The sequence below is a fragment of the Mesorhizobium sp. M9A.F.Ca.ET.002.03.1.2 genome (genome assembly GCF_003952365.1).
In the GTDB taxonomy this organism is placed as follows: Bacteria; Pseudomonadota; Alphaproteobacteria; order Rhizobiales; family Rhizobiaceae; genus Mesorhizobium.
Genome location: NZ_CP034443.1, coordinates 4378941 through 4398053, shown reverse-complemented (window position 1 = coordinate 4398053; position 19113 = coordinate 4378941). Strand labels below are relative to the sequence as shown.

Below are 19113 nucleotides of genomic sequence, written 5' to 3'. Positions count from 1 at the left end.
GGCAGCCTATTTGCCGGCCCGCAGCCCCGCCTCATAGGCTCGGCGTGCCCAGATCGCCATCTCATCCGGATCGTCGAAAGCGCTGTCGGGAGTGCTCCAATACGGCATGGCGACCTGCTTGCCATGCCTCGAGCCGGTATAGGTCCACTGCGTACATCCGGCCGCTTCGAACTCCGGCGCGCTTTCCGCGTCGGCCTTCAGCAAAAGCTCGCCGCGAAGCACGATCGCCACGATGACGCCGTCGAAATAGATGCCCTTGCCGCCGAACAGCTTTCGTATGCTGACCGGGCCGAGGCCTTCGAAAAGTTCGGCGATGCGTTCATTGTCCATGATGCGATCATGTCACCCGGATTTCCCCTTGTCATCGCCGCAACCAAAACCATGCTGACAAGTTGAAAAGCCAATTCGTCGGAGTTCTTTCATGCCGCTTCTGCTCAAAGGGTCCTGCCGGTGCAATGCCGTCCGCTTCGAGGTGGAAAGCCACACGCCGGTGCCGTTCATGCTCTGCTACTGCTCGATCTGCCGCAAGCAGCAGGGCGGCGGCGGCTTCGCCATCAATCTCGGCGCCAATTTCGATACGCTGAAAATCACCGGCAAGCGCAATCTCGGCGTCTACCGCGCCGAGATCGAGGACGACGAGCATCCGCAATGCGAGATCTCGTCAGGTGAGCGGAATTTCTGCAGGAAATGCGGATCGGCACTCTGGCTCTACGACCCGACCTGGCCGGAGCTGGTCCATCCCTTCGCCTCGGCGATCGACACAGACCTGCCGAAGCCGCCAAGCAAGGTGCACCTCATGCTGAAATACAAGGCGAACTGGGTCGAGCCCGAGATCGGCGAGGATGACAAGACGTTCGACCTCTATCCCGAGGATTCGATCGCCAGCTGGCACAAACGAACGGGAATGTGGGTGGATTAGGCCTACAGGAGAAGGGAAAATCAGGCCGACGCGCGGGCCTCGGCCAGAGCCTTCAGGTCGGCCGGCTTGAGCTCAACCGATTCGCCGCAGCCGCAGGCCGAGCTCTGGTTGGGGTTGTGGAAGGTGAAGCCGGTGCGTAGCGTCGTCTGCTCGAAATCCATCTCGGTGCCGAACAGGAAAAGCGCCGCCTCGGGCGCGACGTAGACATGGGCGCCGTCGCGCTCGACATGGTCGTCCTTGGTGTTGGGTTCGGTCACCAGATCGACCGTATATTCCATGCCGGCGCAGCCGCCCTTCTTGATGCCTAGGCGAATGCCATGCGCGCCTTCACGCGTCGCGACGATCTCGCGCACCCGGTCGGCGGCCTTTTCGGTCATCGTGATGACGGCAAAGCGTCCCATGTCATTCTCCACTTTCGCGCGGGTTCAAGGCCCGCGGATCATTCTCACCTAAGATGGTGAACTTTTCTGCTCACTGCAACCAATTTGGATGTAATTTCAGTTGGCGACAATCGAAGTATGACGGGAGGCTGAATGCCGCTTGACACCAATCGAACAGTTGAATTTCGGTCATCTCCTGCTCGGCTCGGCCTGCTAGCTGTTTTATCGGTGGCGATGGCCACTTTGGGCATTGAACTTGGATGGGCCCCTCCAGGTAGCTTCGAGCAATTTCTTGGTTGGATAGTGGCCATATCGTTCACCGGCACTTTTGTGATCGCTGTGGTGCGTCTTTTCGATTTGAAACGGCCAACGCTAATTTTGTCGCCTAAGGGTTTTTGGGACGTCCGCCTGTCAGCAGAGTTCATTCCATGGAGCGTGGTGAAGCACATTTCTGAGCGGAGTTATCGGCGACAAAAGTTCCTTTTGGTGGAAGTCCTAGAGAGCGTCTGGCAGAGCCCCTCTTTGACCAAAATGGCGCGCTGGAGTCGAGGGCCAAATAGAGCGATGGGGTTAGACGCGATGTGTATTGGCACGAGAGACCTCGACGTCAAATTTGACGAGCTGTTCTCAGCGATCACAGCCTATGCCAAAGCCCATGGCGCCAAGGTCGACTAAGTTCAATACCAGCCCACCGCCACCTGCGCCTCTTCCGACATGCGGTCGGGCGACCACGGCGGATCGAAGGTCATGTTGACCTCGACGCCGGAGACGCCTTCGACGGCGCCGACGGCATTCTCGACCCAGCCGGGCATTTCGCCGGCCACCGGGCAGCCGGGCGCGGTCAGCGTCATGTCGATCTTGACCGAGCGGTCGTCCTCGATGTCGATCTTGTAGACGAGGCCAAGCTCGTAGATGTCGGCCGGGATTTCCGGATCGTAGACCGTCTTCAGCGCCGAGACGATGTCGTCGGTCAGCCGCGCCAGTTCGTCGGCGGGAATGGTCGAGGCGGAAACCACCTCATCAGCGGCCGTTTCCGGGGTGGTCTCAGCGGTATGGCTGGCATCATCCATGATCGTCACCCGAAGAACTTTCGCGCTTTTTCCAGCGCATCGGCCAAAGCGTCGACTTCGGCCCTGGTATTATACATACCGAACGATGCCCTGCATGTGGACGTTACGCCGAAGCGTTTCAACAGCGGCTGGGCGCAATGCGTGCCGGCGCGTACGGCAACGCCTTGCCTATCTATCACCATCGAGACGTCATGGGCATGAATGCCCTGCAATTCGAAGGAGATGATGGCGCCCTTGCCGGGCGCGTCGCCGAAGATGCGCAGCGAATTGATGGCGCGCAGCCGCTCATGGGCATAATCCTTCAGATCGGCCTCGTGGGCGGCGATGCGCTCGCGGCCGATCTTTTCCATGTATTCGAGCGCTGCACCCAGCCCGATCGCCTGCACGATCGGCGGCGTGCCGGCCTCGAAGCGGTGCGGCGGATCGTTGTAGGTGACGATGTCTTGCGTCACCTCCTCGATCATCTCGCCGCCGCCCATGAACGGGCGCATGCGCTCCAGCATCTCCTTCTTGCCGTAGAGCACGCCGATGCCTGAGGGACCGTAGACCTTGTGGCCGGTGAAGACGAAGAAATCGCAGTCGAGATCCTGCACGTCGATCGGCATATGCACGGCGCTCTGGCTGCCGTCGACCAGCACGGGAATGTTTCTCGCATGCGCGATGCGCACGATCTCCTTGATCGGCGTCACCGTGCCCAGCGCGTTCGACATGTGCGTGATGGCGACCAGTTTTGTGCGGTCGGTCAGCCGCTTCTCGAACTCTTCGATATGAAAGACGCCGAGATCGTCGACCGGCACCCAGACCAGCCTGGCGCCTTGCCGCTCACGGATGAAATGCCAGGGCACGATGTTGGAATGGTGTTCCATGATCGAAAGGACTATCTCGTCGCCCTCGCCGATATTCGGCATGCCGAAGCCATAGGCGACGGTGTTGATCGCCGCGGTTGTGTTCGAGGTGAAGACGATGTTGTCGGTGCTTGGCGCGTTGAGGAACCTCTGCACTATCTTCCGCGCGTTCTCATAGGCGTCGGTCGCGGCATTGGACAGGAAATGCAGGCCGCGGTGAACGTTGGCATACTCCTGGGAATAAGCGTGCTGGATGGCGTCGAGCACGACCTGCGGCTTCTGCGCCGAGGCGCCATTGTCGAGATAGACCAGGGGTTTGCCGTAGACTTCCCGCGACAGGATCGGGAAGTCGCGGCGGATCGCCTCGACGTCGTAAGGAATGTTTTCGACTTTCTGGTCCATTTCGAAGTCCTTGCCGCTCTACGCCGCGTTCCTTCCAACATCCCTCATCCGTCTTGGCGCTTCGCGCCAATCCACCCTCTCCCACAAGGGAGAAGGTTAAGCGCATCACCCGTGCGCGACGAACCAGCCGTCGAGCCTCGTTTCCAGCGCCTCGACGATCGCCTCGCCGTCCAGCTCCTCGATCACCTCGGCGACGAAAGCCTTGACCAGAAGACCACGCGCGGTCTTCTCGTCGATGCCGCGCGCCATCAGGTAGAACAGGTGGCTATGGTCGATCTCGGTGACGGTCGCGCCGTGGCCGCAGACGACGTCGTCGGCGAAGATTTCGAGCTCAGGCTTGGTCGAGAACTCGCCATCGTCAGACAGAAGCAGCGTGTTGCAGGCCATCTTGGCGTTGGTCTTCTGCGCATATTGGTGGACGTTAATGCGCCCCTGGAAGACGCCGCGCGCCCTTCCGGTCACCACGTTGCGGATCACTTCCGTCGACGCCGTATGCGGCACCGTGTGGTCGAGCACCATGGTGACATCCGTATGAGTGTCGCCGGCGAGCAGGTTGATGCCGCGCAGCGTGAAGTCGGCGCCTTCGCCGGTGGTCTTCACCACGACCTCCTGGCGCACCAGCTTGCCGCCTGCATTCATCACGAACAGCGTCAGTTTGGAATCCTTGCCGAGATACGCCTTGAACTGGGCGAGATGCGTCGCCGTATCCGGCTGCTCCTGCACGATCAGCCACGTCACGTCTGCGCCCTCGTCAAGCAGAAGCTGGCTGACGGAGCTGACGAGTGCAGCGCCCTCGCCCGTCTGGCGCTCGACAATGACAGCCTTGGCGCCGGCACCGACGCGGACGCCCAGGCGCACATGCGTCTGGCCGCCGGATTGGAGGTTCTGCAGTTCGATCGGCTTGTCCAGTTCGGTGCCGTCGGCAATGTCGACAAAATAGCCGTCAGCGACGAAGGCTGTGTTCAGCGCGCCGATAGCGTCGTCGGCGCCATAGGGATCAAGGCCCGGCGCGATGCTGCCGTCAGTCAGTTTGTCCGACAGGCGCTGCACGGCGATGCCTTCGATATCGGGCATTTTCGCGCTCGACACGCCGTTCAGCACCGGCAGAACAGCGGACCCTTCGACAACAGGAGCAATCGCGTTCGGAGCGGCCGCGGGATCGAAGTCCGGTACCGAAGTCAGCAGACGGCGCAGGTCGGTATAATGCCAGGACTCGATGCGCCGCGTCGGCAGGCCGCCCTTGATCGCCTCGATGGCGTCGTCGCGCTTCAGCATCACCGCGCCATCGCCGGGCAGCAGCGACAGCCGGTCGCCGAAGGCGTCGATCAATGCCGTTTCGGCCGGAGTTCGCTGGGGTATCGTGTGCATATTCATCAGTTCCGCCTCTGGCATCTCACGCGGCTTGGCCGATCACGCCGGCATAGCCATTGGCCTCGAGGTCGAGCGCCAGCGACTTGTCGCCGGACTTGATGACCTGGCCCCTGTAAAGCACGTGCACGCTGTCCGGCACGATGTGTTCGAGCAGGCGCTGATAGTGGGTGATGACGACGATGGCGCGGTCTGGCGAGCGCAGCGCATTGACGCCGTCCGAGACGATCTTCAGCGCATCGATGTCGAGGCCTGAATCGGTCTCGTCGAGCACGCAGAGCTTCGGTTCGAGCAGCTTCATCTGCAGGATCTCGGCGCGCTTCTTCTCGCCGCCGGAAAAGCCGACATTGAGCGGCCGCTTCAGCATCGCCATGTCCATGTTGAGCGATCCGGCAGCGTCCTTTACGCGCTTCAGGAATTCCGGGATCTTCAGCGGTTCCTCGCCGCGCGCCTTACGCTGCTCGTTCATCGCCACTTTCAGGAATTCCATGGTGGCGACGCCCGGTATCTCCATCGGGTACTGGAAGGCGAGGAAAATGCCCGCGGTCGCGCGCTCGGCCGGATCCATTTCGAGGATCGACTGGCCGTTGTAGAGGATGTCGCCTTCGGTCACCTCATAGTCCTCGCGACCGGCGAGGATGTAGGACAGCGTCGATTTGCCGGAGCCGTTCGGACCCATGATGGCGGCGACCTCGCCGGCTTGCACCGTCAGGTTGAGGCCGCGGATGATCTCGGTGCCGTCGTCGACGATGCGGGCATGCAGGTTCTTGATTTCAAGCATTTTTTCTTTCCTGAATATTTTGTCCGGCCTGAAAATTTTTGTCCGGTCAGCCGACCGAGCCCTCGAGGCTGATCCCGATCAGCTTCTGCGCCTCGACGGCGAATTCCATCGGCAGTTGCTGGATGACGTCCTTGACGAAGCCGTTGACGATCAGCGCGATCGCCTCTTCTTCCGGGATGCCGCGCTGCATGACGTAGAACTTCTGGTCCTCGGAAATCTTCGACGTCGTCGCCTCATGCTCGAACTGCGCCGTCGCGTTCTTGGCTTCCATGTAGGGCACGGTGTGCGCGCCGCACTGGTCGCCGATCAGCAGCGAGTCGCAGTTGGTGAAGTTGCGGGCGTTGGTCGCCTTGCGGTGCGCCGAGACCTGGCCGCGATAGGTGTTCTGCGAGAAGCCGGCGGCAATGCCCTTGGAGATGATGCGGCTCGACGTGTTCTTGCCGAGATGGATCATCTTGGTGCCGCTGTCGACCTGCTGGTAGCCGTTCGACACGGCGATCGAATAGAACTCGCCGCTGGAATCGTCGCCGCGCAGGATGCAGCTCGGATATTTCCAGGTGATCGCCGAGCCAGTCTCGACCTGCGTCCACGAAATCTTCGAACGATCGCCACGGCAGTCGCCGCGCTTGGTGACGAAATTGTAGATGCCGCCCTTGCCCTCGGCGTCGCCGGGGTACCAGTTCTGGACGGTCGAATATTTGATCTCGGCATCGTCGAGCGCGACCAGTTCGACCACCGCGGCGTGAAGCTGGTTCTCGTCGCGCTGCGGCGCCGTGCAGCCTTCGAGATAGGACACGTAGGCCCCTTCCTCGGCGATGATCAGCGTGCGCTCGAACTGGCCGGTGTTCTTCTCGTTCATGCGGAAATAGGTCGACAGTTCCATCGGGCAGCGCACGCCCTTGGGCACGAAGACGAAGGAGCCGTCGGTGAACACCGCCGAATTCAGCGTGGCGTAGAAATTGTCGGAGGTCGGCACGACAGAACCAAGATATTTCTGCACCAATTCCGGATGCTCGCGGATCGCTTCCGAGATCGAGCAGAAGATGACGCCGGCCTGCGCCAGCTCCTTCTTGAAAGTGGTGACGACGGATACCGAATCGAACACCGCATCGACAGCGACGCGGCCCGACTTATAGACATTGTCGCTGGCTTCTTCGAATTCCGATACATCGGTCTTCTGCACGCCGGCGAGGATTTCCTGTTCCTTCAGCGGAATGCCGAGCTTTTCGTAGACTTTCAGCAACTCGGGATCGACGTCGCTGAGCGAGGTCGGTCCGGGCGTGCTCTTGGGCGCCGCGTAATAATGGATGTCCTGGAAATCGATCTTCGGATAGTGGACGCGCGCCCAGGTCGGCGCCTCCAGCGTCAGCCAGCGCCGGTAGGCCCCCAGCCGCCATTCCAGCATCCAGGACGGCTCGTTCTTCTTCGCCGAAATGAAGCGGATGATGTCTTCGCTCAGGCCCTTAGGGGCCTTGTCCATCGCGATTTCGGTCTGGAATCCAAATTTATACTGATCGACGTCGATCTTTCGAACCCGATCGATCGTCTCCTGCACAGCAGGCATAGGCGTTCTCCATCCACGCCGGGGTCAAGGCCCGGCAGTTTTCAAACTATGGCACCGCGAAACGACTGCCCGTGAGGCAATCGAGGCGGCGTAAGTTTCATATAGTGCGTTCCCACCGGAAATTCACCCGGCCACCATGAAACGCACAGCTCTACCAGGCCGGACGGCCTGGTTCATTTTTCTTCGAGCATCGAATTTTCCGAAAACCGCTTCACACTTTTCGGTTCGATGCTCCTGCCGCGCTCAGGCGGCTTCTTCCCTGCCCGCCCTTTCCTTACCGGCTTGCCGCGAGGCAATACCCGCCAGCGCGGCGCGGAACAGTTCGATGTCCTCAGCGCTCGTTGCGTGGCCGATGGACACGCGCAAAGCGCCAAGGCTGTCACTATGCCCCATGGCTTTCAGCACATGGCTCGGACCGACCTTGCCCGACGAACAGGCGGATCCGGCCGACAGCGCCACGCCGGCCAGATCGAAGGCGATCTGCGCCGTCTCGGCCTTGATGCCCGCAATAGCGAAGAATGTCGTATTGGCAAGCCTCGGCACGCTGGTTCCAAAGATTTCCGCATCCGGCACCAGCGTTTTCACGATGGCCTCGATCTCGTCGCGGTGGCGAGCGACCGCATCGATGCTCTTCAACCCGATCAGGGCTTCCCGCGCCGCTGCGCTAAAACCGGCGATCGCGGCCGGGTTTTCGGTGCCGCCACGATGACCCTTTTCCTGGCCACCGCCGGCGATCAAGGGCCTTGGCATCATCAGGTCGGAGGCAGCGACGACGGCGCCAACGCCCTTGGGACCGCCGATCTTGTGCGAAGACAGAATCAGGTAATCGGCGTAACCTGCTGACATATCGAGCGGAATGCGGCCGGCTGCCTGGACGGCGTCGATAATCAGGATGCCGCCCGCCGCCTTGACGATTTCGGCGATGCGTTCGACGGGCTGGACGACGCCGGTCTCGTTGTTGGCGGCATGGATCGCCACCAGCGGCAGGCCGTCCACCTTGTCATGCGCGGCGAGTGCCGCCGCCAAGGCGTCCAGCCTGACGACGCCGTCGGCGTCGACGCCGATGCGCATCACCTGGGCTGCCAGAAATCGCCCGCCATTCAGCACACAAGGATGATCGGCTTCGCACACATAGACCCGACTCATACGGACAGCGCCGCGCCCCATCTGCCAATCCGGCGTCAGCAGCGTCGAGGCGGCTTCCGTCGCACCGGAAGTGAACACGACATGCTCGGGTTTAGCGTTGGCCAGCGCCGCGACATCGCGCCTCGCATTCTCGATCAGCCGCCGCGCGGCGCGCCCCTCGGCATGGACCGACGACGGATTGGCGGTGGCATCGAGCGCAGCGATCATTGCCGCGCGCGCCGTGGCAAGCAGCGGCGCGCTGGCATTGTAGTCGAGATAGGCGCGTCTTCCGGCCATTTTCGTTTCGATCGGTCCCTTCAACAGCCATTCCGCGAGGATAGCGCGTTATTTCCTTGAAATTCCTAGGCCAGCCGTCCTATTTACGCGACTTGCGGCGCGGGTGGCCGAGCCATGACATTTTTGGCCACCCAGTTTTGAACAATTCTAAACTAGCTTCTAAGAAGACGCTCGCCCTGCGTCAAGGCCTTGGGGAAGACTGGGGGCCAGAGGAAGAGTTGTTCCGGGCGCCGCGCATTCATATGCCAATTGGAGTATTTTATGCCTGAGGTCATTTTCACCGGTCCGGCCGGCCGCCTGGAGGGTCGCTACCAGCCTTCCAAGGAAAAGAGCGCGCCGATTGCCATCATCCTGCACCCGCACCCCCAGTTCGGCGGCACGATGAACAACAAGATCGTCTACGACCTCTTCTATATGTTCCAGAAGCGGGATTTCACCACGCTTCGTTTCAATTTCCGCGGCATCGGCCGCAGCCAGGGCGAATTCGACCACGGCACCGGCGAATTGTCGGATGCGGCCGCTGCACTTGACTGGGTGCAGTCGCTGCATCCGGATTCCAAGAGCTGCTGGGTCGCCGGCTATTCGTTCGGCTCGTGGATCGGCATGCAGCTTCTGATGCGCCGGCCGGAGATCGAAGGCTTCATCTCGATCGCGCCGCAGCCCAACACCTATGATTTCTCTTTCCTGGCGCCCTGCCCGTCGTCGGGCCTCATCATCCATGGCGACGCCGACAAGGTCGCGCCGCCAAAGGACGTGCAGGGGCTGGTCGACAAGCTGCACACGCAAAAGGGCATCACCATCACCCAGAAGACCTTGCCCGGCGCCAACCATTTCTTCTCCAATGATGCGGATCTCTTGCTCCAGGAATGCGCGGACTATCTCGACCGCCGTCTGGCCGGCGAGTTGTCCGACCCGCGGCCAAAACGGTTGAGATAGTCGGCGCACGGCAATGTACCAGCCCCCTCATTTCCAGGAAACGCGGCAGGACGTCCTGCACGGGCTGATCCGGACGCATCCGCTAGGCCTGCTGATTTCAAATGGAGCCGAGGGGCCGGTCGCGAACGCGATCCCGTTCCTGCTCGACGCCCCCTCCCCGCTCAACGCAGAGGCACCGCCGAACGGCAGGCTGCGCGCTCATCTGGCGAGGGCCAACCCGCAGTGGCGCCTGCTGGCCGACAGCCCGGCGTCGCCCGTGCTGGTCGTCTTCCAGGGCACCGATGCCTATGTGACGCCGTCCTGGTACGAGACCAAGCGCCAGACCGGGAAGGTCGTGCCGACCTGGAATTACGCTATCGTCCAGGTGCGCGGCACTGCCAGGGTGATCGAGGACCAGGACTGGCTGGCCCAGCAAATTTCCGACCTGACGGTGTCTCAGGAAGGCGCTCGCGAAGCCCCCTGGGCGGTGACCGACGCGCCAGCCACCTTCATCCAGTCGCAGATCAAGGGCATTGTCGGGCTGGAAATCGAGATCACGGACATGCAAGGCAAGTGGAAGGTCAGCCAGAACCGGCCCATCGCCGACCGCAGCGGTGTCGCCGAGGGACTCGAGAGCGAGGGCTCGAACTCGCCTGACATGATCCGGCTGGTCCGATCCTACGGCGGACTGGATAGCAAGTAGCGCCCCTCATGGACTGGTTGCCTCCGGGAAAAGCATCCGCGGCGGGCTTGCCGGCTTGCGCCACGTGGCGCGAAGCCTGAATGTCTTCTTGCGGATCGGCAATCCTGCCGCCGTGTGGCGGAAGATGAAGCCGAGCCGGGCGAAGATCAGCGCCGTAACGACGGTGCAGCCCACGCCGAGGCCGAAGCCCGCGATCGTATCGCTGGGAAAGTGCGCGCCGACCACAATCCGCGTCACCGCTATCCAGACGGTGATGGGCAAAACAACATATTTCCCCCACGATGGGAAAAGAAGCATCACCATTGCCGCGGCCGCGCCCATGTTCGCGGCATGGCCTGAGGGAAAACTGGCGAAATACGGGTCGAACTTCAATGGATGGAACGAGAACAACCCTATGTCCAAGGCTGGCCGCCCCCGGCCGAAGGCGTACTTCAGGACCGTTACCGTCAGCCCTGACAATCCGATCGCGCTCACCACGAAGAAGGCGAAGCAGGTCCAGTTGTACGCAACCATACGCCAACGCCTTGAAAGGGCTTGCCAGTCCAGCAGGTTGACCGGCACGAACAGCAACAAGGACGGGATGAGAAACCAGCCGCCCAACCCGAAATTGGTGAAAGCCTTGGCAAACGCCACGAGCCCGCTCGGCAAATGAGCCCGCCAGCTGACGAAAACGCCGTCCACGAAAACCATGACGGCAACCGTCAGCAGCAGATAGGCGGCTACCAGGGCCGGCCACGGAATCCTGGAATAATTGGCCGGTCGCCTCGCAAACCGGGAACGAGCGATCGCCACAGTTTGCTGGAGATTGCCCACCGACCGAGCCGGCAGCTTTCGAAGCAACTCAAGAACCGAAGCCCTGCGATCAATGCTCATGGCAAACCACTGAAGTCAGTCGGCGATCCGGTATAGACCAAGCGACATATTCTCCCCCGACGAATAATTGACGCCATCGATCCGAGCGACGCGGTTCGCCGACCTGCCCTGCCCCACCAGCAGGCCGTCCAGCCTCTTTTCTTCGCCGACCGGTGCCAGCGCCAGCGCGCAGGCGGGATCGGCAAGCAGATGTTGCGCAGTACCTTCGACATTGGTCAATATCGTTTTTGTGCCCACCAGAAATACCAGGCTCGGTTCGTGATACCCGGCGGAGGCGAGCACCGTCGTTTCGCAAGGTCGATTGGCGCGAAGCGCAGCCTCTATCTCGCGGCTCATCCAAATCGGCTTCCATGACGGGGCGATGACACCGAACAGCAAAGCATAGGCAATGCCCGCACAGATCGCGATTGCCCCGATGCGGCCGAGCGGCACTTGCAGCTGGCGGGAAAAGCCGAGATAGCCGGCCCCGAGCGCTGCAAGGGCTGCCGGAATGCTCCACCATGAGAACGCTCCGGTAAAATAGAGCGGCGCGGCGATGCAGAGCACCGCAAGGCCCGTTGTGACCAAAGCGAGACCAAAGGCGGTCGCCCACCACAACCATTTCTGCCAGCGCTGGAGCGGCGCATTCGCCTTCTCCGGCTTCAAGGTCAAAAGCCAGCCGACCATCAGAGCCATGCCGGGATAGGCCGGCAAGACGTAGTGCGGCAGTTTTGTCGGGATCAACTCGAACAAAAGCCAGAACGGGATGTACCAGGCAAGGCAGAAACGGAGCCGGGGATCGTCGCGCAGCCGGTTAAGGGCCTGGAGCCCGGCACCGACCGCGATCAGGCCAAAAGGCCACATGAACAGCGAATAGGTCAGCACATAGAAGCCGGGCGGTAGCCCATGGGATTCCTGGCCTTGCGCGACCTTGCCGAGCATATCCTTGCCGACGGCTTGCTGCAGGAAAGTGCCGCCGCTTTTCCAGGTGATGAGGACGAGCCAGGGCAGCACGATCAGCAACGCGAGAGCCAGGCCACGCCCCGCCTTCAGCTTCGACAGCCAGCGCCAGTCCCGCTCGAACGCGAACAGCACGGCGACCGTGAGCGCCGACAAGAGCGGCGCGATCGGGCCCTTGATGAGAATTGCCGCGCCCTGGGCTGCCCAGAAGATCCATGGCAAATGGCCGGCGACGGCTTCGTCCCGGCGCGAGGCCGCATAGATCTGCGCCAGCGCGCCTTGCGCCGCGATGCAACAGGCTAGCAAGACCGCGTCGGTCTTGGCGTCACGCCCTTCGAAAGCTGTCGCGAAGATCGCGGCCATGACCAGGCCGGCGGCCAGACCGGCGCTGGCGCCGAAAAGATTGGCACCTGTCCAGGCCGTCGCCACAACGGCGATGGCGATGCCAAGGGCCGAGACGAGCCGATACACCCAGACCGGTGCCGCAGGCCCCTCGCCGCTCAGCGCCACGGCCACGGATTGCAGCCAGTAGATTCCGATCGGCTTCTGGTAGCGGGAGCCCGCCTGGAAGCGAATGTCGACATAGTCGCCGGTCTCGACCATCTGCTTGGTGGCCTGCATGAAGCGCGGCTCATCGCGGTCGAGCGGCGGCATGGCCGACAGCCCCGAAACCGTCAGCAGCAGGCTGAACAGGAAGAGAAAAAAATAGGTCCTGCCCGCCACGTCAGCCTCGTCCCGTTCACTTGCCTTATGCAGGCAGGTCGCTCAATCGACCTTCGTCATCGCCGCCTTGCGCTCGTTGGCGATCAGCCAGAGATTGCGGATGTAAATGAACAGGCCCAGGGACTGGCCGGCGATGAAAACCGGATCCTGCCGCTGGATGGCGTAGATCAGCAGCAGGCCGCCGCCGCCGAGCGAAAAGAACCAGAAGGCAATCGGCACGACGCTGCGCTTGGCTCTTTCCGAGGCGACCCACTGCACGACGAAACGCATCGAAAAAAAGAACTGGGCGACGAAGCCGAGCAGAACCCATGCATCGAATTGCTTGACGAAGACCTCGTGAAGCCAGGTCGCCAATTCCTGAAGCACGTTAGCCATGCCTGATTTCCTCTGTTCTTGGCATTCTCCGGCGCCTGCGGCGCAGCCACCAGACGCCGGCGAGATCGAGCACGCCTTGCAGGCCGCGATCGAAAATCCCGTAATTCGACTTGCCGTGGCGGCGGGAGCGGTCGACGACGTCGCAATGCACGACCTGGTACCCTTCCTGGATAACGAGGGCCGGAACAAAGCGGTGCGTGCCATCGAAGAACGGCAATTTCCTGAGGATGTCGGTATGGATCGCCTTCAGGCCGCAGCCCGTGTCGCGGGTCTCGTCATGCAGGATGGCGCCTCTCAGCCAATTGGCGAAACGGGACGCCAGTTGCTTGATCCTGCTGTCGCGGCGCTTCAGGCGCTGTCCCTGCGCCGCACCGAACTCGGGGCCAGCCTGCCGCAGCGCGTCGACCAAGACCGGAATATATTTGGGATCGTTCTGGCCGTCGCCATCGATCGTGGCGACGATTGCGCCGCGCGCCGCCCATGCCCCCGAACGCACCGAGAGGGACTGGCCGGCGGATTTCCGATGCCTGAGGTGGCGAAGCGGAAACGGGCGAAGTGCTGCCTCAGCGGCCAACACCGAAGCGGTGTCGTCGGTCGAACCGTCGTCGACGACGATCACCTCGAAATCGCGCCCGGCCATCGCCGCCCCGATCTCGTCAAGCAGAAGCGGCAGGTTCGCCGCCTCGTTCCGGCAAGGAATGACGATGGATATCTCCGGCATGTCTTGTCGGGCTCTGTCACAGGATATGGCATTCGATTCGATGCCGTGCGGTGCCGTTCCAGCGGGCGAAGGCCGCAAGAACCCGCTGGCGCGGCGCCTCATTACGCCAGCCGAAACGATGAAGCAAGCATACCGGACGTCGTCCACGCGGGCCGCAAAACCGGATTCCCCTTTTTCTCATCGCGCTTGGATGCTAAACGCCCGCGTTCACGCATACCACGCCCCAACAGAAGCAGCCGGGCGCTTTCGGGAAAGATAAAATGTCCGCCTTCAAATCCGATTTCCTGCGCGTCATGAGCGAGCGCGGTTTCATCCACCAGATTTCGGATGATGCCGGCCTCGACCAGCTTTTCGCCAAGGAAACGGTGACCGCCTATGTCGGCTACGACGCCACAGCGACCAGCCTGCATATCGGCAATCTGATTTCGGCGACCATGCTCTATTGGCTGCAGGAGACCGGCCACCGGCCGATCGCGCTGATGGGCGGCGGCACGTCGATGATCGGCGATCCTTCCTTCCGCGACGACCAGCGCAAGCTTTTGACGCCCGAGGCCATCGCCACCAACATCGAAGGCATCAAGCGCATCTTCGGCCGCATCCTGCGTTTCGGCGACGGTCCGGGCGACGCGATCATGGTCAACAATGCGGACTGGCTGATGAAGCTCAACTATGTCGAATTCCTGCGCGATGTCGGCCGGCATTTTTCGGTCAACCGCATGCTGACCTTCGACAGCGTCAAGCTGAGGCTCGATCGCGAACAATCGCTGTCGTTCCTCGAGTTCAACTACATGATCCTGCAGGGCTATGATTTCGTCGAGCTCAGCCGGCGCTATGGCTGCCGCCTGCAGATGGGCGGGTCGGACCAGTGGGGCAACATCATCAACGGCGTCGATCTCGGACACCGGATGGGCACGCCGCAACTCTACGCCCTGACCACGCCGCTGCTGACGACGTCGTCAGGCGCCAAGATGGGCAAATCGGCCACGGGCGCGGTCTGGCTGAACGGCGATGTGTTCTCGCCCTATGATTTCTGGCAGTACTGGCGCAACACCGAGGATGCCGATGTCGAGCGCTTCCTGAAGATCTTCACTCGGTTGCCACTGGACGAGATCGCACGGCTCGCCGCCCTTGGCGGCTCTGAGATCAACGAGGCCAAGAAGATCCTCGCCACGGAAACGACGGCCATCGTGCACGGCCGCGAGGCGGCCGAGCAAGCCGAGGAGACCGCACGCAAGACGTTCGAGGAAGGCGCGCTCGCCGAAACGCTGCCGACCGTCGAGGTTGGCAAGACCGATCTGGAAGGTGGCGTCGGCATATTGTCGCTGCTCGTTACCGCCGGCCTTGCCGCGTCCAACGGCGAGGCGCGGCGGCATATCCAGGGCGGCGCCGTGCGCCTCAACGACCAGTCGGTATCCGACGACCGCCGGGTGGTGACGCTTCAGGATATGAGTCCGGAAAACGTCATAAAGCTTTCACTGGGCAAGAAAAAACACGTTCTGGTGCGGCCGGTTTGAGCGGAGGCTGACCTATCCCGATAGAATCGGGATGGGGGTCCATCTTTTGTTTGGCCACGATTGCCCGCCAGTTAGGGTCAGGACTCATTGATCCAAAAGATGAATGCTGCGGCGAAGGCAATGGCTGACAGGAAGGTGTGAGCGCATCGGTCGTAGCGGGTGTGGATGCGACGCCAGTCCTTGAGCCGGGCGAACATGTTCTCGATCTTGTGGCGCTGTCGGTAGAGGATTGGATCGTATACGTGCTTTGTGCGGTGTTTGGCATGAGGAGGAATGCACGGCGTGATGCCTCGATCTGCCAGCGCCTGCCGGAAGGCAGCGGAACTGTAGGCCCTGTCGGCGAGCAGGAAGCTGGCGTGCGGTAGCTGCTCGAGAACTGCGGCAGCAGTCTTGTGATCGTTGGCCTGTCCCTCGCTCAGATAGAGTAGCAGCGGCCGCCCCTTGCCGTCGCAAACCACCTGCAGTTTGGTGGTCAGCCCGCCCCGGCTGCGTCCGATACATCGGGGTAGAGCCCCTTTTTGAGCAGGCTCGCCGCCGTTCGATGCGCCTTGAGATGAGTGGCATCGATCATCAGCCTCTCGGTACCGCCACCTTGCGCGGCTAGCTCGGCCAAGATGCGGTTGAACACGCCCAGCCGGCTCCAGCGGATGAAGCGGTTGTAGATGGTCTTGTGCGGACCGTAGCCGGCAGGGGCATCTCGCCAGCGCAATCCATTGCGGATCACAAACAGGATGCCGCTCAGCACCCGCCGGTCGTCCACGCGTGGAACCCCATGCGAAAGCGGGAAATAGGGCTCAATCCGGCGCATCTGCTCCGGGGTCAACATCAGCAAATCAGTCAAGGTGGCATCCTCCTGCCACCTTGAATCATCACCCAGCCGACAACTCAACCAATTAATGGGTCCTGAGCCTAGCTGACGTTCACCCAGCAAGCGTGATGGCTGCCTTGGGTCGCATCGAGTCGTAGCGCGAACGACCGCTACGGAAAACCGCCCATGAATGTCAGCAAATGGCGCTCGGTGCTCGTTGCCGACGACCCGATTCAAACGACAAGGTTCGGCGCTCCTTGTCCTGCTGGTGCAAGCGCTTCCCCGCCTCCGCACCGTACCACGGTTGGATTCAGCATCTTGCCGGAACTCACGATAATCGTCATCCTTACCTGTCCGGCGGCCAGCGTTCCGATCGGTCGTCACGGAGTGCCCCCTTGCAAGAAGACGACGCCGCAAACGCATTCCAAGAGGGGATCCTCGCTTCGGTGGTTCGCTCATCGCTAGACTGCGTGATCGTCACGGACGAAGCCGGATTGGTTGTGGAATTCAACCCGGCGGCCGAGGCGACCTTCGGCTATTCGCGCGCTGAAGCGGTCGGCAGACAGATCTCGGAGCTCATCGTCCCGCCGCATCTGCGCAAGGCGCACGCAAACGGGCTTGCGGCCTATCTTGCGGGTGGCGCCCCGCTGTTGCTGGGGCGTCGCACAGAGCAGACTGCCATGCGGGCGAACGGCACCGAGTTTCCGGTGGAACTCACGATCACCGAAGCCCGGAGCGGCAAACGTCGCTTCTTTACGGCGAGCTTGCGCGACCTGTCGCAGCGCCACGCTGCCGACGCAGCTCTGCGTGCCAGCGAAGCTCGGTTGGCGGCGTTCATGAAGCATGCTCCAGTAGGCATGTACCTGAAGGATACCGACGGGCGCTATCTGGTCGCCAATCCGGAAATGGGAAAGGTCTTCGGCCGGCCGGCTGAGCGCGCGGTCGGATTAAGCGCGGCCGACATTTTCGGGCCCCAGGAGGCCGCGATGATCGCGGAAAACGATCGCCGCGTGCTGGACTCGGGACAGGCGATTGCAGTGGAGGAATTTCTAAACAACGCGGTCGACTATGCCTGGAGCCTTGTCGTCCGCTTTCCCGTTCTGTGGGCCGATCAGCAGCAGGCGCGCATCGGCGGCTTCGATATCGACATTACCGAGCAGAAGCGCGCGGCCGAGCGCCTGCAGCAAAGCGAGCGGCGCTTTCGCGAGCTCACTCACCATCATCCGGTTCCGGTCGTGTTCATAGACTCGCGAACAAGGCAGCTGATTAACGCCAATCCCGCGTTCTGCGAGATCATGGGCATAGGCCCGCTTGACGAGGACCGCTTCCGGCGGCACCGCTGGTTCGCCACGCGGGAAGACTATCGGCGCCTCAAAGCCCTGTCACGTCAGCAGCCGCGCGCCGACGGCGTGGAGGCGCAACTTCGCCGTCTGGACGGCTCCGTCTTTCCCGTGTCGCTGAGTTGGCGCCACATCGAGATGGACGACCGACCGGTGATCGTCGGCAGCATTCTTGATCTCACCGCAACCAAGGCGGCTGAAGCCGAACTGGCGCGGTCGCGCGAGGCGTTGGCGCAGAGCGAGCGGCTCAACGCACTTGGTTCGCTGCTTGCCGGCGTTTCGCACGAACTCAACAACCCCTTGGCGGTCGTCGTCGCGCAGGCCAACTTGCTGGAAGAATTTCTTGCCGGAACCGCCCACGCACAGCGGGCCGGCAAGATCAGACTCGCCGCCGAGCGCTGCGCGCGCATCGTGAAGACCTTCCTGGCAATGGCGCGACAACGCCAGCCGGAGCGCCGCAGTACCGACGTCAACGATCTGATCCGCGCAGTTCTCGACATCGCCGGCTACGGTTTGCGCACGGCGGGCATCGAGGTGCAATGCCGGCTCGCCGAAGGCCTGCCATCTTTGGAAGTCGACCCTGACCAGATGCATCAGGTGTTCTACAACCTGATCGTCAACGCGCAACACGCCCTGCAGGAGATTCCGGCACCGCGGCGGATCGAGATCGAAACGTCGCTTGAAGGCAATGACCTCCAGATCGTGATCGCCGACAATGGCCCCGGTGTGCCTGCCGAGATCCGGAATCGCATTTTCGATCCATTTTTTACCACTAAGGCGCAGGGTGCGGGCACCGGGATCGGACTCGCTTTCTCGCTCGGCGTGGTGCAGTCGCACAATGGACGGCTGGCGCTGCTTGACCGTGCGGATGGCGCGCATTTCCGGTTGCTGTTGCCGGTGGAGGCCTGCACTTCGTCAGATTCAGTCGAAGGTGTTGCGGCGCACTCGGCCGCGGGCATCGGTTGTACCGCCCTTGTGGTCGATGACGAGCGGGAGGTTGGAGAAACGATGGCAGAACTACTGCAGGCTGAAGGTTTTGCCGTCAGGATCGTCGAGGACGGCGCCGGCGCCAAGGCAGCGCTGACGAGTGCTGTTTTCGATGTGATCTTTTGCGATCTGCGGATGCCGAACACCGACGGCCCCGCCTTGTTCGACTGGGCCTGTCAGGCAATCCCGGGCATAGCGGAGCGATTCGTTTTCGTTACCGGCGACACGCTCGGCAGCGCTGCGGCGCGCTTCCTTGAACGGGCCGGTCGACCAGTTGTCGAGAAGCCGTTTTCGCGCGATTCCATCCGTCGGGCACTAAGCTCGTTGGCAGACGTTCCGTGCTAGCCAACGACCCTCTTTGCGCGCTGGCGTCTTCGGACAACATGGCAGCTTCAGCGAACACGCCGCAGTTCAGCTGCTCGCGCATAAAACCTTCATCATCGACACTGCGTTAGAATACGTGT

The 19113-nt window shown here is 61.9% G+C and carries 19 protein-coding genes; 6 read left to right on the top strand and 13 right to left on the bottom strand.

Annotated features, from left to right (window positions below; all coding sequences use genetic code 11):
- Positions 1-6 precede the first annotated feature (6 nt).
- Positions 7-330 (bottom strand): TfoX/Sxy family protein, encoded by a 324-nt coding sequence (locus EJ066_RS21150; protein ID WP_126041324.1) that lies wholly within the window; start codon positions 328-330, stop codon positions 7-9.
- Positions 331-421: 91 nt separating this feature from the next.
- Here EJ066_RS21150 and EJ066_RS21145 point away from each other — a divergent pair, with 91 nt between their 5' ends.
- Positions 422-919 (top strand): GFA family protein, encoded by a 498-nt coding sequence (locus EJ066_RS21145; protein ID WP_126041322.1) that lies wholly within the window; start codon positions 422-424, stop codon positions 917-919.
- Between the two features lie 20 nt (positions 920-939).
- Here EJ066_RS21145 and sufA read toward each other — a convergent pair whose 3' ends face one another.
- Positions 940-1320, bottom strand: a complete 381-nt coding sequence (sufA, locus tag EJ066_RS21140) for a Fe-S cluster assembly scaffold SufA (RefSeq protein WP_126041320.1) — start codon at positions 1318-1320, stop codon at positions 940-942.
- A gap of 132 nt (positions 1321-1452) precedes the next feature.
- Between sufA and EJ066_RS21135 the strand changes: the two genes are divergently transcribed.
- Positions 1453-1974 carry an STM3941 family protein gene (locus tag EJ066_RS21135; RefSeq protein ID WP_126041318.1) on the top strand — a complete coding sequence of 174 codons (522 nt, stop codon included), beginning with the start codon at positions 1453-1455 and terminating at the stop codon, positions 1972-1974.
- 2 nt (positions 1975-1976) lie between these two features.
- Here the strand turns inward: EJ066_RS21135 and EJ066_RS21130 are convergent, their stop codons facing one another.
- The 6 genes from EJ066_RS21130 to EJ066_RS21105 all read right to left on the bottom strand — a co-directional run bounded on the left by EJ066_RS21130 (position 1977) and on the right by EJ066_RS21105 (position 8751).
- Positions 1977-2369, bottom strand: a complete 393-nt coding sequence (locus tag EJ066_RS21130) for an SUF system Fe-S cluster assembly protein (RefSeq protein WP_126041316.1) — start codon at positions 2367-2369, stop codon at positions 1977-1979.
- A 5-nt stretch (positions 2370-2374) separates the two neighbouring features.
- Positions 2375-3616, bottom strand: coding sequence for a cysteine desulfurase (locus EJ066_RS21125; RefSeq protein ID WP_126041314.1), 1242 nt, complete (start codon positions 3614-3616; stop codon positions 2375-2377).
- 105 nt (positions 3617-3721) lie between these two features.
- Positions 3722-4990, bottom strand: a complete 1269-nt coding sequence (gene sufD, locus EJ066_RS21120; protein WP_126041312.1) for a Fe-S cluster assembly protein SufD — start codon at positions 4988-4990, stop codon at positions 3722-3724.
- Between the two features lie 19 nt (positions 4991-5009).
- Positions 5010-5765, bottom strand: coding sequence for a Fe-S cluster assembly ATPase SufC (gene sufC, locus EJ066_RS21115; RefSeq protein WP_126041310.1), 756 nt, complete (start codon positions 5763-5765; stop codon positions 5010-5012).
- A gap of 46 nt (positions 5766-5811) precedes the next feature.
- Positions 5812-7329: a Fe-S cluster assembly protein SufB gene (gene sufB, locus EJ066_RS21110; protein WP_126041308.1), complete on the bottom strand. Its 1518-nt coding sequence runs from the start codon at positions 7327-7329 to the stop codon at positions 5812-5814.
- 243 nt (positions 7330-7572) lie between these two features.
- Positions 7573-8751 carry a cysteine desulfurase family protein gene (locus tag EJ066_RS21105; protein WP_126041306.1) on the bottom strand — a complete coding sequence of 393 codons (1179 nt, stop codon included), beginning with the start codon at positions 8749-8751 and terminating at the stop codon, positions 7573-7575.
- A gap of 261 nt (positions 8752-9012) precedes the next feature.
- Here EJ066_RS21105 and EJ066_RS21100 point away from each other — a divergent pair, with 261 nt between their 5' ends.
- On the top strand, positions 9013-9687 hold the full coding sequence (locus tag EJ066_RS21100) for an alpha/beta hydrolase (protein ID WP_027154148.1): 675 nt from the start codon (positions 9013-9015) through the stop codon (positions 9685-9687).
- Between the two features lie 13 nt (positions 9688-9700).
- Complete coding sequence (locus EJ066_RS21095; RefSeq protein WP_126041304.1) at positions 9701-10369, top strand: FMN-binding negative transcriptional regulator; 669 nt, start codon at positions 9701-9703, stop codon at positions 10367-10369.
- 6 nt (positions 10370-10375) lie between these two features.
- On the opposite strand, the gene EJ066_RS21090 is transcribed toward EJ066_RS21095, so the two are convergent.
- From EJ066_RS21090 to EJ066_RS21075, 4 genes are read right to left on the bottom strand one after another with little or no spacing between them, the layout of a single operon-like run.
- Positions 10376-11242, bottom strand: a complete 867-nt coding sequence (locus EJ066_RS21090; protein ID WP_126041302.1) for a phosphatase PAP2 family protein — start codon at positions 11240-11242, stop codon at positions 10376-10378.
- Positions 11243-11257: 15 nt separating this feature from the next.
- Entirely contained in the window at positions 11258-12904 is a 1647-nt protein-coding gene (locus EJ066_RS21085; protein ID WP_245454953.1) for a glycosyltransferase family 39 protein, read from the bottom strand.
- A 42-nt stretch (positions 12905-12946) separates the two neighbouring features.
- Complete coding sequence (locus tag EJ066_RS21080) at positions 12947-13279, bottom strand: lipid-A-disaccharide synthase N-terminal domain-containing protein (protein ID WP_126041300.1); 333 nt, start codon at positions 13277-13279, stop codon at positions 12947-12949.
- Positions 13272-14000 (bottom strand): glycosyltransferase family 2 protein, encoded by a 729-nt coding sequence (locus tag EJ066_RS21075; RefSeq protein ID WP_126041298.1) that lies wholly within the window; start codon positions 13998-14000, stop codon positions 13272-13274. Before EJ066_RS21075 ends, EJ066_RS21080 begins: the two co-directional genes overlap by 8 nt.
- 260 nt (positions 14001-14260) lie before the next feature.
- Between EJ066_RS21075 and tyrS the strand changes: the two genes are divergently transcribed.
- Positions 14261-15514: a tyrosine--tRNA ligase gene (gene tyrS, locus EJ066_RS21070; protein ID WP_126041296.1), complete on the top strand. Its 1254-nt coding sequence runs from the start codon at positions 14261-14263 to the stop codon at positions 15512-15514.
- Between the two features lie 77 nt (positions 15515-15591).
- On the opposite strand, the gene EJ066_RS21065 is transcribed toward tyrS, so the two are convergent.
- Positions 15592-16355, bottom strand: a protein-coding gene (locus tag EJ066_RS21065) for an IS5 family transposase (protein WP_126034609.1) whose coding sequence is annotated in 2 segments (ribosomal slippage) — positions 15592-16022 and positions 16022-16355 — 765 coding nt in all. Because the reading frame shifts where the segments join, the coding sequence is not laid out codon by codon here.
- A 362-nt stretch (positions 16356-16717) separates the two neighbouring features.
- Between EJ066_RS21065 and EJ066_RS21060 the strand changes: the two genes are divergently transcribed.
- Complete coding sequence (locus EJ066_RS21060; protein WP_189644331.1) at positions 16718-18994, top strand: PAS domain S-box protein; 2277 nt, start codon at positions 16718-16720, stop codon at positions 18992-18994.
- Positions 18995-19113 lie beyond the last annotated feature (119 nt).

What these genes read in the sequence shown, in the direction of transcription:
- EJ066_RS21150 (WP_126041324.1), bottom strand. Translation starts at nt 330, where the DNA reads ATGGACAATGAACGCATCGCCGAACTTTTCGAAGGCCTCGGCCCGGTC.
- EJ066_RS21145 (WP_126041322.1), top strand. Translation starts at nt 422, where the DNA reads ATGCCGCTTCTGCTCAAAGGGTCCTGCCGGTGCAATGCCGTCCGCTTC.
- sufA (WP_126041320.1), bottom strand. Translation starts at nt 1,320, where the DNA reads ATGGGACGCTTTGCCGTCATCACGATGACCGAAAAGGCCGCCGACCGG.
- EJ066_RS21135 (WP_126041318.1), top strand. Translation starts at nt 1,453, where the DNA reads ATGCCGCTTGACACCAATCGAACAGTTGAATTTCGGTCATCTCCTGCT.
- EJ066_RS21130 (WP_126041316.1), bottom strand. Translation starts at nt 2,369, where the DNA reads ATGGATGATGCCAGCCATACCGCTGAGACCACCCCGGAAACGGCCGCT.
- EJ066_RS21125 (WP_126041314.1), bottom strand. Translation starts at nt 3,616, where the DNA reads ATGGACCAGAAAGTCGAAAACATTCCTTACGACGTCGAGGCGATCCGC.
- sufD (WP_126041312.1), bottom strand. Translation starts at nt 4,990, where the DNA reads ATGAATATGCACACGATACCCCAGCGAACTCCGGCCGAAACGGCATTG.
- sufC (WP_126041310.1), bottom strand. Translation starts at nt 5,765, where the DNA reads ATGCTTGAAATCAAGAACCTGCATGCCCGCATCGTCGACGACGGCACC.
- sufB (WP_126041308.1), bottom strand. Translation starts at nt 7,329, where the DNA reads ATGCCTGCTGTGCAGGAGACGATCGATCGGGTTCGAAAGATCGACGTC.
- EJ066_RS21105 (WP_126041306.1), bottom strand. Translation starts at nt 8,751, where the DNA reads ATGGCCGGAAGACGCGCCTATCTCGACTACAATGCCAGCGCGCCGCTG.
- EJ066_RS21100 (WP_027154148.1), top strand. Translation starts at nt 9,013, where the DNA reads ATGCCTGAGGTCATTTTCACCGGTCCGGCCGGCCGCCTGGAGGGTCGC.
- EJ066_RS21095 (WP_126041304.1), top strand. Translation starts at nt 9,701, where the DNA reads ATGTACCAGCCCCCTCATTTCCAGGAAACGCGGCAGGACGTCCTGCAC.
- EJ066_RS21090 (WP_126041302.1), bottom strand. Translation starts at nt 11,242, where the DNA reads ATGAGCATTGATCGCAGGGCTTCGGTTCTTGAGTTGCTTCGAAAGCTG.
- EJ066_RS21080 (WP_126041300.1), bottom strand. Translation starts at nt 13,279, where the DNA reads ATGGCTAACGTGCTTCAGGAATTGGCGACCTGGCTTCACGAGGTCTTC.
- EJ066_RS21075 (WP_126041298.1), bottom strand. Translation starts at nt 14,000, where the DNA reads ATGCCGGAGATATCCATCGTCATTCCTTGCCGGAACGAGGCGGCGAAC.
- tyrS (WP_126041296.1), top strand. Translation starts at nt 14,261, where the DNA reads ATGTCCGCCTTCAAATCCGATTTCCTGCGCGTCATGAGCGAGCGCGGT.